Consider the following 13264-nt stretch of genomic DNA (forward strand, 5'->3'; position numbering starts at 1 on the left):
GAAAAAACCTGGCTGCGGTTCTGGAGTCGCAGTCGAGGTGTACCGTTTCCTCGTCGGTGGTCGAGACTGCGTCTTTCAGCCTGTGCACATTGTTGGCTGTCGCCTTAGGGCGGGTAGGCTCAACTAAGATCCTTCAGTGCCGGATAGAGGCCGCCTCGGCGGACGGAGTCGTCCCTGTTTCGCCGGGTCAGCCGGCTTTCCTGCGCGCTTGCAATCCACGCGATGGCTGTCAAAATACAAATCCCAAATCTGGACGCTGCTGAGCGTGCCGATATGCCATCCCGTGACGCAGCTAGAACGCGGCTACGCAGATCGTCGCTGAAAGCTCGGGCCATGTTGCTTGCGACCAAATCGCCAATCGGATCGCTGGAATCAGAATTCCGCCAGTAAGGGAGGCCTAAACGCGATTCCGCGTTCAACGGACGTGCTCTATAAACCCAATGGAAATCAGCCTGTGAACAATGCTGGGGACAGTTCGACTCCTTTCAAGAGCCAAAGATAAAGATACCCCTTGTCTTAGTTCAACAGACCCAACTTTTTCTAAGCGCTTCCGACCAGACCGCGTAGCCTGCCGCATTCAGGTGAACCAGATCGGGTAAATAATAACGGAACATCGGCAGGCCATTTTCACCAATGAGACCGGCGTTCGGATCAAGCCATGTCGTGTGTTCGCGGCCGTTGCACCAGTCGCGCGCCGTCTGGTTGAAGAGATCGAATTCATGGCGGTATATCCAGCGCGCCGGACTGGGCTTGATCGCCAGAACAAAGACGTCCGCCTGCGGTAGCGCTCGAGAGATGCGATCGCGCAAATCCTGCAGGTGCGCAAGCGTCGTCTGCGCCTTGAGGCCGTCGCTGGCAATATCGTTTTCGCCGAAATAAAGCACCACTCTACCTGGCTTCAAGGGAACCAGGAGCCGGTCGAGGTAGTGGCTGGCAGAGAGGTAAGTGCCACCGCCAAATCCCAGATTGACGATATCCAGCGAGCCGAGATCCTCGGTGACGGAGCTCCAGATTCGAAACGAGGATGAGCCATAAAAGGCGATCGGATTGTCTGGAAGGCCGATGCGCTGAATGCGGGCCAGAACGGCAATGATATCATTTTCGTGGCGGCTGGTGCCGATATTGGCTGGGAAGTCGTACATGATTGGCCCTAAAGATTGTCTTGAAAGCCGGATGCCGCCATTTCGGCAACCGGCGATCGGCAAGGGTTATAAAAGCGCTTGCTGCAGGACAGTCAGAGCGCCTTTTGTGAGGGCGTCATCCGCACCCATGGATGTCTTGAGCCCGAACACATCGGCGGCAACCAGATAGAGATCGTTCAGCCCGTCATTGCCGACGATAGCTGCCTCGTCTCCTTCCGCATACCATCCGGCCTCGCGGGCTTGCCGAAACTCCTGCCCGATGACCAGTCCTCGCACATAGGATCGCAACTGATCCGGCGAAAGCCGGCCCGCAAGCCCGCCGGTTCGCGCCGAAAACAGCAGCGACAGCATGGTGGCGGATCGTTTTGCCTCTGTCAGACCCCAGCGATAGGCCTCCTGATCATCGACCGGCGGCTGCGTGGAACCGCGCGCGATGAAGGAGTGATTGATAAGCAGGTTGAAGATTTCACCGGTGACGAATGTCTGGAAGCCATCGATCCTTCCCGCCGTCACCCGCGCCCATTTGCTGTGTGTTCCAGGGATGATGAGGGTGGCGTCTTCGCCAAGGCCGTGGCCGACGATCTGGGTTTCTTCGCCGCGCATCACGTCCGGGAAGGGCTGGCGGGCGGGGTCGGTCAGACCGGGCAGGAAGACGAGATCGGACCCGTTCGGCAGCGACCTGCGCACCGTGCCGGCGGCAAGTTCCGCCGGGCCGGCCGGGCACGGCACATAAGCGACCTCGACCCAGCCGTTGCGGCTGGTGATCATTCCGAGTGCGGCGACGGGCAAGGCGCCATGGCGTGAGAACCAGGGTGCGAGCGCATCCATCAGCGCCGCCTCGTGCTCACCCTTGCCAAGGCTCGAAATACCGTCGGCGGTTTCCAGATGGTCGAGTTCTTCGCCGCCTTCATCAACGAGCGCCGCCCTCAATGATGTCGTTCCCCAATCAACGATGATCGATGTCGCCGGTGCTGCCATGTCTTGAACCTCCTCGTTCATTTCATCTTGGGGCTTGTCATAGGTCGCAAGTCTATATAGTGTCAATTAGTGAATTCAAGGTATCAAAATATGATACTTAATCGGGAGGAGAAAGATGGTGGCTGGCCTTAAGGGGATTTTGCCTGTTCTGCCTACGCCGTTTCTGGCTGATGGCGGCATTGACGAAGCGGGTATGAAGCGACTGGTGGTCTTTGCGCTCGACAAGGGCGTCGATGGTGTCGTGTTTCCCGGTTTCGCCAGCGAGGTGGAGACTTTGAACGCCGCCGAGCGTGCGGCGTTGCTGAAAATTGTCGTGGATGTGGTAGCCGGGCGGGTGCCGGTCGTGGCCGGGGCAAGTGCGGCCGACTGGCGTGATGTGGTTGAGCACGGGCGGGCGGCATCGGCGCTTGGCATCCGCCACCTGATGGTGCAGGTGCCCAAGTCGGTCGGCACGGATGCGCCAGCGCTGATTGAATTCCTCGGCAGGATCGTCGAGGCGTTGCCCGAAGTTGAAATCATTCTGCAGAACGCGCCCGCCCCGCGCGGCTCCGACCTTTCGCCGCAGGCGATCGTGGAGATCGTGCGGGCGTTGCCGCAGGTGACCTATGTCAAGGAAGAGACGCTTCCTGCCGGCCCGGCCATCAGCCACATCGTCGCCCATGCGCCTTCAACATTGAAGGGCGTCATCGGTGGGGGCGGCGCGCGTTACATTCTCGACGAATATGCCCGAGGTGCTACGGCCGCAATGCCGGCGCTGGAGATCGCCGAGGAACATGTTGCCATCGATCGGGCGCTTGTTGCCGGGCGGCAGGAGGAGGCTCGTCGGATTTATGTTCGCACCCTGCCTCTTCTGGTGCTGCAGGCGGTCTATCGCATGCGGCTGACCAAATATGTGCTGGCCCGCCGCGGCGTGATCGAAGGCGTCGGTGTGCGTGCGCCGACACCCGAGCTTGATGCGGCGGCCATTGCCGATATCGACGCCAATCTGGTCGAACTAGGCCTTGTTGCCGTGGAGGCCGCATGAACAGCCCCATCGCAAGCGTCGAAGTCTTCACCCTGACCCAGCCGCGGAAGGTGCCTTATCTCGGCGCCTTGCGTGAAGGTGAGGTGGTCAATCCCAACGGCTATATCGTGCGCAAGGGAAATCGGACGGTTTACCCGACCTTCGACCGCAGCGTCCTGGTGCGCATGACGACCGAGGCTGGCGTCGTGGGCTGGGGTGAGACCTACGGTATCGTCGCCCCCGGCGCGGTCGGCGCTCTCATCAACGATCTTCTCGCCGGTTTCGTGATCGGCCGCGATGCTTCGAACCCTTCGGCGATCTATGACGACCTTTACGACATGATGCGGGTGCGCGGTTATACTGGCGGCTTCTACGTGGATGCGCTCGCCGCGCTCGATATTGCGCTATGGGATATTGCCGGACAGGAAGCCGGCAAGTCCGTTCGCGACCTGCTCGGCGGCGGCGTGGATACGTTTCCGGCCTATGTTTCAGGCCTGCCTGAAAAGACGCTCAAGGCCCGCGGGGAATTGGCGAAATACTGGCAGGACCGCGGTTTCAACGCCTTCAAGTTCGCAACGCCGGTGGCAGACGATGGCCCGGCGGCCGAAATGGCGAATCTCCGGAAGGTACTTGGACCCGATGCAAAGATTGCCGCCGACATGCACTGGAACCAGACGCCGGAACGGGCGCTGGAACTGATTGCCGAAATGCAGCCCTTCGACCCTTGGTTCGCAGAGGCTCCGGTCTGGACGGAGGACATTGCCGGTCTGGAGAAGGTTTCGAAGAATACCGAAGTGCCGATTGCAGTTGGTGAGGAATGGCGCACCCATTGGGATATGCGCGCCCGCGTCGAGCGCTGCCGCATTGCGATCGTGCAGCCGGAAATGGGCCATAAGGGTATCACCAATTTCATCCGTATCGGTGCTCTTGCTTCCGAGCACGGCATCGATGTCATCCCGCACGCCACCGTTGGCGCCGGCATATTTCTTGCCGCCAGCCTGCAGGCGTCGTCGACATTGCCAACGCTCAAAGGTCACGAATTCCAGCATTCGATCTTCGAGCCGAACCGTCACCTGCTGGAAGGCGACATGGATTGCCGGGAGGGCAGGTATCACCTGCCGTCCGGACCCGGACTTGGGGTAAGGCCGTCGGAGGCGGCACTCGGTCTGATTGAACGTATCTGAACTGGTTTTTTGGAGGAGGAAGCCATGAACAAAACAATAAGCCGATTGGCGCTCGGCACCGCGACCGCCGTTTTGATGACAATGGGCAGCCTTGCCCCGGCCAAGGCCGATACCGTTCTGAAATTCATTTCCTGGCAGACGGACGATGCCGGCACTGGCGAATGGTGGCATTCGGCCATTGCCGCCTTCGAAAAACAGCATCCGGGCGTGAAAATCGAATTCACCAAGGCCGAGCGCAGCTCCTATGCCGACACGATGACGACGCTTTTTGCGGCCAACCAGCCGCCGCAGATCGTGCATCTGGCGTCCTTCGAATTTCAAATGTTTGCCGATAGTGGATGGTTGGAGCCGCTCGACCCCTGGCTGAAGAAGGACGACATCGACATGACCGGCTGGGCCGGCCAGCAGAAATGCGAATGGAATGGCGAAACAGTCTGCATCATGACCAACTATTTCGGTTTCGTCATGGCCTACAACAAGAAGCTTCTCGAAGAAGCGGGCGTCGCGGTTCCGAAGACCTATGACGAGTTTCTGGCCGCTGCGAAGGCGACGACCAAGGATTTGAACGGCGACGGCATTATCGACCAGTTCGGCACAGGCCATGAAACGAAAGGCGGTCCGGGTCAATATCTGACGGAGATGCTGAACTACATCCTCGACGCTGGCGCCTACTGGACCGACAAGGACGGCAATATCACCATCGATACGCCGCAGATGGTGGAGGGTCTTTCACGCTGGAAAACCGTGATGAAGAGCGGGATCAGCCCGGTCGACATGAGCGCCAGCGACGTGCGCAAGCTGTTTGCCGATGGCAAGATGGCCATGCGGCTGGACGGCCCCTGGCTTTACGGCACCACCGAAAAAGGTTCGGCCAAGACTGACATCATTTACGCCGCACCGCCGCTTCATCCGCCGCTTGGCGGTTCGTCCAATGTACTCGCCATGCCGGCCGATATTCCCGACGACCAGAAGGCATTGGTCTGGGATTTCATCAAGTTGACGATGTCACCGGAATTCCAGCGCAGCTATGCCACCCTTGGCGGCAACACCCCGCCAAGCCCGAAGGCCGACGTCTCGGGTGTTGAAAAGACCATCCCGCATTTTCCGGTGCTGATCGAGACGATGAAGGCCGCGTCCGAGGCGGGGATCGACCGCATTCCGACCGGACTTGAGCTCTTCTACAACGAGTTCAGCAAGATGGTGATGGAAGAAAGCCAGCGGATGATCATTCAGGATCTCGATCCGGCGGCGGTGGCGAAAACCATGCAGGCAAAGGCCGAAGCCATCAAGGGTTGATCCCGTTGTCTTGCCATGGCCCGGAAAGGGCCATGGCCATCATCCGCATCCGGCAGGAGGACCATCCATGACCGAACCCGTTCGGGCTGGGCGTCGCAAGTTCTTCGATCTTGCGCGCCCCAGCCGGCAACATCTCCTCGGCTATATTCTGATCGCGCCCGCAGTCCTGATGGTTGCCGCCATCATCGTCTGGCCGCTCGTTTTGGCCATCGACCTGTCGTTCCAGCAGGTCAAGATACCAAGGCTTGGCGGTGCCAGCCGGCCGTTTTCGCTGAGCAATTATACATGGTTGTTCTCCTCGCCGGAATTCTGGCTGGCCTGCTGGGTGACGCTGAAGCTGGTTATCGTCGTAACCGCCGGCAGCGTCGCAGTCGGCCTCAGCACGGCGCTTCTCGCCAATAATCGCTTCAAGGGCCGCACCGTCGCGCGGCTGGGAATGGCGCTGCCCTGGGCGGTGCCGGAAATCATCGCGGTCGTCATCTTTGCGTGGATGTTCGACACGTCCTTCGGCCTGTTGGGTTGGCTGGCGATCAAGCTCGGTTTCACCGACCAGATGATCCCCTGGGTCAGCAGTTCCACGGCCGCCTTCTGGGCCGTTGCCATCACCATGGTGTGGAAGGGCTTTCCTTTCGTGTCGATCATGTGTCTGGCCGGTCTGCAGTCCATTCCCACCGATTATTACGCCGCTGCCAAGGTGGATGGCGCCAGTGTCTGGCAGCGTTTCCGCTGGATCACCATGCCGTTGCTGATGCCGGTTCTCGGGGTCACGCTGGTGCTGACCCTGTTGTGGGTATTCCGCGACTTTTCCATCATCAAGGTTCTGACCGGCGGCGGCCCGCTGCGTTCAACCCAGACGCTGTCGATCATGACCTACGACCAGGCCTTCCAGTATCACAACTTCGGTCGCGCCGCCGCCGTCGGCGTGCTGACGCTGGTGATCTGCATCATTGCCAGCCTGCTGATGCTCGGCCGGCGCTCGAAATCAATCTACTGAGGAGGCTTTGATGAAACGTAGCTTTGCACAGAGCCTTGCCCTCTACGCGACGGTGATCTTTACGCTTGTGATGATCCTGTTCCCGGTCTACTGGCTGCTGGTTACCGCCCTTTCCACCACCGACGAACTCTACCGCCTGCCACCCACTTTCTGGCCGGACGATCCGCAATGGGACATTTTTGCCCGTGTCTGGGCGGCAAAGCCGATCCTTCTATGGCTGTGGAATTCGATGCTTGCGGCTGTCGGCTCGGTTGCGCTGTCGATGCTGGTTTCGGTCAGCGCCGGTTACGCCCTGTCCCGCTATTCGATGCGGGGTGGCGCTACCATGGGAATGTTCGTTCTCACAGCCAAGATGTTGCCCGCCACGCTACTCGTCATCCCGCTGTTTTCGATCTTTTCGAGCTTCGGTTTGATCGGCAGTCTATGGACGCTTGTGCTTGCACATTCGACCATGATCATTCCCTTCGCAACCTGGATGCTGAAGGGTTATTTCGACACGATCCCCAAGGAACTGGAACAGGCTGCCATGGTCGATGGCTGCTCGCCGATCGGCGCCATGGTGCGTGTCGTGCTTCCCATCGCAACACCGGGGCTTGCCGCCACCGCGCTTTACGCCTTTGTGCTCAGCTGGGCCGATTACGCCTATGCGCGCACCTTTCTGGTTAACTCGCCGGACAACTGGACCGCCAATCTCGGCATCACCACGATGCAGGGCGAATATGTCACCTATTGGAACGACATCTCCGCCGCATCGGTGTTCATCGCGCTGCCGATCATCGCAATCTATCTGTTCCTTGAACGTTATTTGGTCGGCGGTTTGACCGCTGGCGCGGAGAAATAAGCATGGCCAATATTTCCATTCGCAACGTCAGCAAGTCCTATGGCGCGCTCAACGTGCTCAGGCCCTTTTCGCTTGAGATCGAGAACGGCGAGTTCGTGGTGCTGGTTGGACCTTCCGGTTGCGGCAAGTCGACGATGTTGAAAATCCTTGCTGGTCTCGAACCGGCAAGCGAAGGGCAGATCTTTATCGGCGACAATGAAGTCACGGATCTGGCGCCCGGGGACCGCGATATAGCCATGGTGTTTCAGAATTATGCGCTCTATCCGCATCTGACGGTTCGCCAGAACATCGGCTTCGGGCTGAAGATGCGCGGCACGGACAGGCATGAGATTGACCGTCGGGTCGACGATGCGGCGCGCATTCTGGAAGTGACGCCCTATCTGGATCGCAAGCCCAAGGATCTGTCAGGCGGTCAGCGGCAGCGCGTGGCTCTGGGACGAGCGATCGTGCGCCAGCCGCAAGCCTTCCTCATGGACGAGCCGCTGTCCAACCTCGATGCCAAGCTGCGTGTCCATATGCGTGCCGAAATCGGCGCTTTGCACAAACGCATCGGGGTCACTACCGTTTATGTGACGCATGACCAGGTCGAAGCCATGACCATGGCGGACCGGGTCGTGATCATGCAGGGCGGCATCATCCAGCAGATTGCCGCACCGGACGAACTGTTCAACAACCCGGCCAATCTTTTCGTTGCCGGTTTCATCGGCTCGCCGGGCATGAACTTCCTCAATACGCAACTGCGTGACGGCACTGTTACCCTGTTTGGACAACATGTTTCCGTGCCGGGCGCGGCTGATCGCCAAGGCAGCGTGATCGTCGGTCTGCGGCCGGAACATCTCGTTCTCGGCGATGCTCCTGTCACCTTCGATGTTCACCCGACGCTGGTGGAAAGCCTCGGATCGGAAAAATACGTCTATTTCGACGCGGAAGGCGCAAGGGTGGCCGATGGCGAGGAGGGCAAGTCCAAGGGTCTGATCGCGCGCGTCTCGCATACCGGCAATCTTCCTGGAAACGAGGCACTCCGGCTCGGGTTCGATCCGGCCAAGCTTTATCTCTTCGATGCAAAGACCGGAGAACGGCTATGATCCTCGTCACCGGATCGGCGGGCCGGGTCGGCCGTGCCGCTGTCGCCGCCTTGCGCGCACAGGGCCGCACCGTTCGCGGTTTTGATCTCAGGCCATCGGGAACCGGCGGCGAGGAAGTCGTCGGGTCGCTGGAGGATGCGCAGGCACTGTCCGAAGCTCTGAAGGGCGTGAGCGCCGTCCTGCATCTGGGAGCCTTCATGTCCTGGGCTCCGGCAGATCGCGATCGTATGTTCGCTGTCAATGTCGAGGGTACGCGCCGGCTTCTGGATGCCGCTTCAGCATCTGGCCTGCGGCGTTTCGTGTTCGCTTCCTCAGGCGAGGTCTATCCGGAAAACCGACCGGAATTCCTGCCGGTCACCGAGGATCATCCGCTTTGCCCCAATTCGCCCTATGGCCTGACCAAGCTTTTGGGCGAAGAGCTGGTGCGCTTTCACCAGCGAAGCGGCACCATGGAAACGGTGATCCTGCGGTTTTCGCATACGCAGGATGCGGCGGAACTGCTGGACGAAGAGAGTTTCTTTTCCGGTCCCCGGTTTTTCTTACGGCCACGCTTTCGCCAGCAGCAGAATTTCGGAAACGTTGCTATCGCCGAATTGCTCCAGTCCCGAGATATCGGTGAGCCGTCGCACATTCTGTCGCGCAACAAAAACGGCCGTCCATTCCGTATGCACATTACCGATACGCGAGACATGGTGGCGGGAATTCTGCTCGCTCTCGATCACCCCGAGGCGGCGGGTGGCACCTTCAATCTCGGTTCCGATGAACCGGCCGATTTCGCCAAGCTTCTGCCGAAGATTGCGGCGCTGACCGGCCTTCCCATCGTGACAGTCGATTTTCCCGGCGACGGCGTTTATTACCATACGTCCAACGAGCGGATCAGAAACACTTTGGGGTTTGAAGCAGAATGGACGATGGACCGGATGCTGGACGAAGCGGCGGCCGCAAGGCTGGAGCGACGCGCGAAGGAGCAGAGGCGATGAAGCCCGAGACGCCGGGCGGCACGGCGGCGCTGGCCAAAGGGCTGACCCTGCTCGATATGGTTGCCGACGCGCAGGAACCGCTACGTTTTGCCGAGTTGTTGCGCGCCTCCGGCCTGCCGAAGCCGACCTTTGCACGCATCCTGCGCACCCTTATCGCCTATGGTCTCGTCCGTCAGGATGCGGCCCGTGGCACTTATGTTCTGGGCCAGCGTTTTCTGGAAATGTCCCATAGGGTCTGGGAGAGTTTCGATCTTGTCTCGGCGGCGACCCCGGAACTCGAGCGGCTGGCGGCCGAACTGGGGGAAACGGTTGCGCTGTGCCGGCTTGACGGCACGATGACGCAATATCTGGCCGAACGTTCGCCGAATGGCCTTTCTGTGCGCGTCGAGGTGGGGCGCCGCGTCCCCCTGCATTGCACGGCACCCGGCAAGGCACTGCTCGCCTTTCAGGACCCCGCCGTCGGCCGTGCCCTCTTGGACCGTGTGACGCTGGATGTGCAGACCCCGAAAACCATCACCACGCTCGATGCGCTCCAGGCCGACCTGACGTTGACCCGGGCACGTGGTTATTCGATTTCTTATGAGGAGCACTTGCCAGGTGTAAATTCGGCAGCCGCGCCTGTCATGGGTCGCGACAATACGCCGATCGGCGTGCTTGTTGCGCTTGGCCCATCATCGCGGCTCAGTTCCTCCAATATCCATCCAGCCGGGCGCGAATTGATTGCTGCCGCCCGCCGTATCACGGGTGCGGCTGGGGCTGTCGCCATTAGTTCCAGGCCCAGGCCCCGGTCTGTCACCGGCCGTCCGAGTGCCGAGCTGAGTTGCGTCTTACCGTGGGGCGCACAGCTTGGCGAGAGTCCAGTGTGGCACGATGGCGAAAATACGCTCTACTGGGTCGATATTCTGCATCCCGCTGTCCACCGGTTTGATCCAGCGAGTGGCCGGAACGAAACCTGCGAGACCGGGAAGTTGGTCAGCGCGGTCATTCCGGTTCGCGGTGGGCGTCTGCTGGTGGCGTCTCAGGATGGGATCGAATGGCTGGATTTTGCATCAGGTCGCCTCACACCCTTCGTCAGCCCGGAGGCAGGCATCGTCGACAACCGCTTGAATGATGCCAAATGCGGGCCTGACGGCGCGATATGGGTGGGATCGATGAGGATTGACGCCTCCAAGCCCACGGGTGCGCTTTATCGTATCAGCACCGATGGCGCATTCGAACGCAAGGAAGGCGGCATCATCGTCTCCAACGGCCTCGGCTGGAGCGCGGATGGGAAAACCTTCTACTTTGTTGACACGGTACCTGGCCTCATCCACGCCTATGATTGCGATCCCGCGACCGGAACGCTGTCGGGATGCCGCGAATTCGCACGCATTCCCGTCGCTGACGGCCGGCCGGACGGTCTTGCGGTGGACGCGGAAGGAGGGGTCTGGTGTGCGATCTGGGATGGCTGGTCCGTGCGCCGTTATCTTCCAAACGGGAAGCTCGACCAGGTAATTGAGATGCCGGTGCCCCGTCCCACCAGCATCGCCTTTGGTGGCCCGGATCTGTCGACGCTGTTCATCACCAGCGCCCGCACCCGCCTGCCGGCCTCGACACTCGCCGACGCGCCTCTGTCAGGTGGACTGTTTTCCTGCCGTCCGGGAGTTTCCGGTGCGCATGTCTCATTGTTCGAAGGATAAAGGATGAACCTTGAAAACATTTTTGGCCTGAAGGGCCGCGTGGCGCTTGTTACCGGTTCAAGCCGTGGGATAGGAGCGGCGATTGCCGAAGGGCTGGCTGGGGCAGGTGCCCATGTCATCCTGCATGGCGTCAAGCCGGGCGCCACAGCGGCTGTACATGAGCGGATTGTTACGCACGGGGGAGCGGCGGATCATCTGGCAGGCGATCTCTCCGAAGTCGGGGCTGGTCGGGATCTTATTGAGCGAGCAGAGGCGATCGCACCACTCGATATCCTTGTTATCAACGCCAGTGCCCAGATCAATGCCCCTCTATCGGCGCTGACGCCAGGTGATCTGGCGTTTCAACTGGCGGTCAATCTGGGCTCGACGGTCGACATGCTGCAGACGGCACTGCCGCGAATGTCGGCTCGGAAATGGGGCAGGATCGTCTCCATAGGATCAGTCAATCAGCTAAGGCCCAAAAGCGTCGTTACCGCCTATGCGGCGACGAAGGCCGCACAGCACAATTTAATTCAAAGTCAGGCTAGAGATTATGCCCGCGACAACGTGTTGCTCAATACTCTCGCTCCTGGCCTCATCGATACGGACCGCAACGCTCACCGCCGCGTTGAGGATCCGGAGGGCTGGAATGAATATGTAAGCGCACTGAACTGGATGGGGCGGGCCGGACGACCGGAAGAGATGGTGGGGGCAGCTGTCTTTCTGGCGTCGGAGGCATGTAGTTTCATGACGGGCGAAACGATTTTTCTCACCGGAGGTTATTGAGCGGGCGGATATTGAAAAAATGCAAAATGTCCCGAACGCAGGTGTTGGCCCAGCAACTTTTGCGGTGATCGTCTGGAGAGGTCGTCATTCTAAAAACCAGCGCCGATAATGTGGCGATTGTGCGGGCCTGGCTTCGACGTTGTCATCACCGAACTGCCGCATACTATCGTCCACTCATGCGTCTGCTTGATTTGCCGAACATCATCCTGACGCCGCATGTGGCGTGGGTAAGAAGCGCAGCGGTCCAGTCGCTGGTCGATCAGCTGATCGACAATGTCGCGGCGTTCTAGCGCGCCCTTCGTTTGACCGTTATAGCTTCTCATGTAATCGAGAAATGCGCGCATGGCGGCACGTGGGAGGCGGGTCGTAAAAACCATTGCGGTAGGAGAGTGTCCATTGGGAGGAAGCTTCGCCAGCCGGCCGATTTCCTTTCAGGTGTCGCTGTACCTTCTAACGTTCAGCGGTCGAAGTTTCCCAGATATCGGGCAGGCGATGTGCCAAGCGCTTTCTTGAACATGGTTATGAATGCAGAGACGGATTGATATCCAAGATCCCCCGAAACCTGCTGCACCGTTGCCCCCGCTGCAAGGCTTCGGATTGCGACAATCACCTGCAATTGTTGTCGCCAGCGGCCGAAGGTAAGGCCCGTTTCGCTTTGAACGAGACGGGCGAGCGAATTCTCACTCATCGCCACTCGTTTTGCCCATTGCGCCATCGTACTGCGATTGGATGGATCGTCTGCCAGCTCGGATGCAATGCGTGCAAGCCGGGGCTCGTCCGTCAGCGGGAGGTGAAGATGCTCGACCGGCATCCGCGACAATGCCGACAGAAGCAGCGTTTCCATGAGCTCTAAGTCAGCAGTCGCGGCAGCCGATTGGTCGGCCATCTCGATGATCAGTTCCCTGACGAGCGGAGACAGGGAAAGCGTGCAGCACCGGTTCGGCAGATCGGCAGCCCCCGGCTCGATGAACAGGAAAAACAAACGTGCGTTGGCGGTGGCCACATTGCTGTGAAGCATGCCCCCTGGAACCCAGACGCCACAATGAGGCGGAACCATCCACATGCCGCTTGGGACGCGACAAGTCACGCCTCCCAGCAGCGGCATGACAAGCTGGCCCTTACGGTGCTGGTGTTCGGGAGCCTCGCGTTCATTCTGAGACACGTCGATCCTCACAGCGCGAACGCGCGATGAAGAGCTTTCGACATCATGGTCGGCGAGGGCACCGGACAGGGATAGTGGTGGCTGGGGGTATTTAGTGATCATTAGAGGGAATATCTAAATTCGTCCGATCGGTTTGTCGATAGGGTCATCTCGCA

Annotated in this window: 12 protein-coding genes and 1 pseudogene; 9 read left to right on the plus strand and 4 right to left on the minus strand. The window is 59.8% G+C overall.

Annotated features, from left to right (window positions below; genetic code table 11):
• Positions 1 to 168: 168 nt before the first annotated feature.
• From F617_RS28865 to F617_RS0114430, 3 genes and pseudogenes are all read right to left on the minus strand, one after another.
• Positions 169 to 335: pseudogene (locus F617_RS28865) on the minus strand (IS630 family transposase); the annotation flags it as partial.
• Positions 336 to 521: 186 nt separating this feature from the next.
• Positions 522 to 1142, minus strand: coding sequence for a GDSL-type esterase/lipase family protein (locus F617_RS0114425; RefSeq protein WP_019565774.1), 621 nt, complete (start codon positions 1140 to 1142; stop codon positions 522 to 524).
• 66 nt (positions 1143 to 1208) lie between these two features.
• The gene (locus tag F617_RS0114430; RefSeq protein WP_026330860.1) at positions 1209 to 2120 is read right to left on the minus strand and encodes a 2-dehydro-3-deoxygalactonokinase; all 912 of its coding nucleotides are present in this window, start codon (positions 2118 to 2120) and stop codon (positions 1209 to 1211) included.
• 115 nt (positions 2121 to 2235) lie between these two features.
• Here F617_RS0114430 and F617_RS0114435 point away from each other — a divergent pair, with 115 nt between their 5' ends.
• The 9 genes from F617_RS0114435 (at position 2236) to F617_RS0114475 (ending at position 11947) form a co-directional block, all read left to right on the plus strand.
• Positions 2236 to 3144, plus strand: a complete 909-nt coding sequence (locus F617_RS0114435) for a dihydrodipicolinate synthase family protein (protein WP_003517164.1) — start codon at positions 2236 to 2238, stop codon at positions 3142 to 3144.
• A complete protein-coding gene (locus tag F617_RS0114440; RefSeq protein ID WP_019565776.1) occupies positions 3141 to 4307 on the plus strand; it encodes a mandelate racemase/muconate lactonizing enzyme family protein in 1167 nt (388 codons plus the stop codon). The genes F617_RS0114435 and F617_RS0114440 overlap by 4 nt, the downstream gene beginning before the upstream one ends.
• A 24-nt stretch (positions 4308 to 4331) precedes the next feature.
• Positions 4332 to 5603 carry a sugar ABC transporter substrate-binding protein gene (locus tag F617_RS0114445; RefSeq protein ID WP_019565777.1) on the plus strand — a complete coding sequence of 424 codons (1272 nt, stop codon included), beginning with the start codon at positions 4332 to 4334 and terminating at the stop codon, positions 5601 to 5603.
• A gap of 67 nt (positions 5604 to 5670) precedes the next feature.
• On the plus strand, positions 5671 to 6597 hold the full coding sequence (locus F617_RS0114450; protein WP_019565778.1) for a carbohydrate ABC transporter permease: 927 nt from the start codon (positions 5671 to 5673) through the stop codon (positions 6595 to 6597).
• Between the two features lie 10 nt (positions 6598 to 6607).
• Positions 6608 to 7438: a carbohydrate ABC transporter permease gene (locus tag F617_RS0114455; protein ID WP_003492168.1), complete on the plus strand. Its 831-nt coding sequence runs from the start codon at positions 6608 to 6610 to the stop codon at positions 7436 to 7438.
• A gap of 2 nt (positions 7439 to 7440) precedes the next feature.
• A complete protein-coding gene (locus F617_RS0114460; RefSeq protein ID WP_019565779.1) occupies positions 7441 to 8523 on the plus strand; it encodes an ABC transporter ATP-binding protein in 1083 nt (360 codons plus the stop codon).
• A complete protein-coding gene (locus F617_RS0114465; RefSeq protein ID WP_019565780.1) occupies positions 8520 to 9503 on the plus strand; it encodes an NAD(P)-dependent oxidoreductase in 984 nt (327 codons plus the stop codon). Before F617_RS0114460 ends, F617_RS0114465 begins: the two co-directional genes overlap by 4 nt.
• Entirely contained in the window at positions 9500 to 11182 is a 1683-nt protein-coding gene (locus F617_RS0114470; RefSeq protein ID WP_019565781.1) for an SMP-30/gluconolactonase/LRE family protein, read from the plus strand. Before F617_RS0114465 ends, F617_RS0114470 begins: the two co-directional genes overlap by 4 nt.
• A 3-nt stretch (positions 11183 to 11185) precedes the next feature.
• On the plus strand, positions 11186 to 11947 hold the full coding sequence (locus tag F617_RS0114475; RefSeq protein ID WP_019565782.1) for an SDR family NAD(P)-dependent oxidoreductase: 762 nt from the start codon (positions 11186 to 11188) through the stop codon (positions 11945 to 11947).
• 457 nt (positions 11948 to 12404) lie between these two features.
• Here the strand turns inward: F617_RS0114475 and F617_RS0114485 are convergent, their stop codons facing one another.
• On the minus strand, positions 12405 to 13211 hold the full coding sequence (locus F617_RS0114485) for a helix-turn-helix domain-containing protein (protein WP_051093860.1): 807 nt from the start codon (positions 13209 to 13211) through the stop codon (positions 12405 to 12407).
• Positions 13212 to 13264: the final 53 nt, after the last annotated feature.

The sequence above is a fragment of the Agrobacterium sp. 10MFCol1.1 genome (assembly GCF_000381165.1).
Lineage (GTDB): Bacteria > Pseudomonadota > Alphaproteobacteria > Rhizobiales > Rhizobiaceae > Agrobacterium > Agrobacterium tumefaciens.

Excerpts from the sequence above, each read along its gene's own strand:
- F617_RS0114425 (WP_019565774.1), bottom strand. The coding sequence starts at position 1,142 with ATGTACGACTTCCCAGCCAATATCGGCACCAGCCGCCACGAAAATGAT.
- F617_RS0114430 (WP_026330860.1), bottom strand. The coding sequence starts at position 2,120 with ATGGCAGCACCGGCGACATCGATCATCGTTGATTGGGGAACGACATCA.
- F617_RS0114435 (WP_003517164.1), top strand. The coding sequence starts at position 2,236 with ATGGTGGCTGGCCTTAAGGGGATTTTGCCTGTTCTGCCTACGCCGTTT.
- F617_RS0114440 (WP_019565776.1), top strand. The coding sequence starts at position 3,141 with ATGAACAGCCCCATCGCAAGCGTCGAAGTCTTCACCCTGACCCAGCCG.
- F617_RS0114445 (WP_019565777.1), top strand. The coding sequence starts at position 4,332 with ATGAACAAAACAATAAGCCGATTGGCGCTCGGCACCGCGACCGCCGTT.
- F617_RS0114450 (WP_019565778.1), top strand. The coding sequence starts at position 5,671 with ATGACCGAACCCGTTCGGGCTGGGCGTCGCAAGTTCTTCGATCTTGCG.
- F617_RS0114455 (WP_003492168.1), top strand. The coding sequence starts at position 6,608 with ATGAAACGTAGCTTTGCACAGAGCCTTGCCCTCTACGCGACGGTGATC.
- F617_RS0114460 (WP_019565779.1), top strand. The coding sequence starts at position 7,441 with ATGGCCAATATTTCCATTCGCAACGTCAGCAAGTCCTATGGCGCGCTC.
- F617_RS0114465 (WP_019565780.1), top strand. The coding sequence starts at position 8,520 with ATGATCCTCGTCACCGGATCGGCGGGCCGGGTCGGCCGTGCCGCTGTC.
- F617_RS0114470 (WP_019565781.1), top strand. The coding sequence starts at position 9,500 with ATGAAGCCCGAGACGCCGGGCGGCACGGCGGCGCTGGCCAAAGGGCTG.
- F617_RS0114475 (WP_019565782.1), top strand. The coding sequence starts at position 11,186 with ATGAACCTTGAAAACATTTTTGGCCTGAAGGGCCGCGTGGCGCTTGTT.
- F617_RS0114485 (WP_051093860.1), bottom strand. The coding sequence starts at position 13,211 with ATGATCACTAAATACCCCCAGCCACCACTATCCCTGTCCGGTGCCCTC.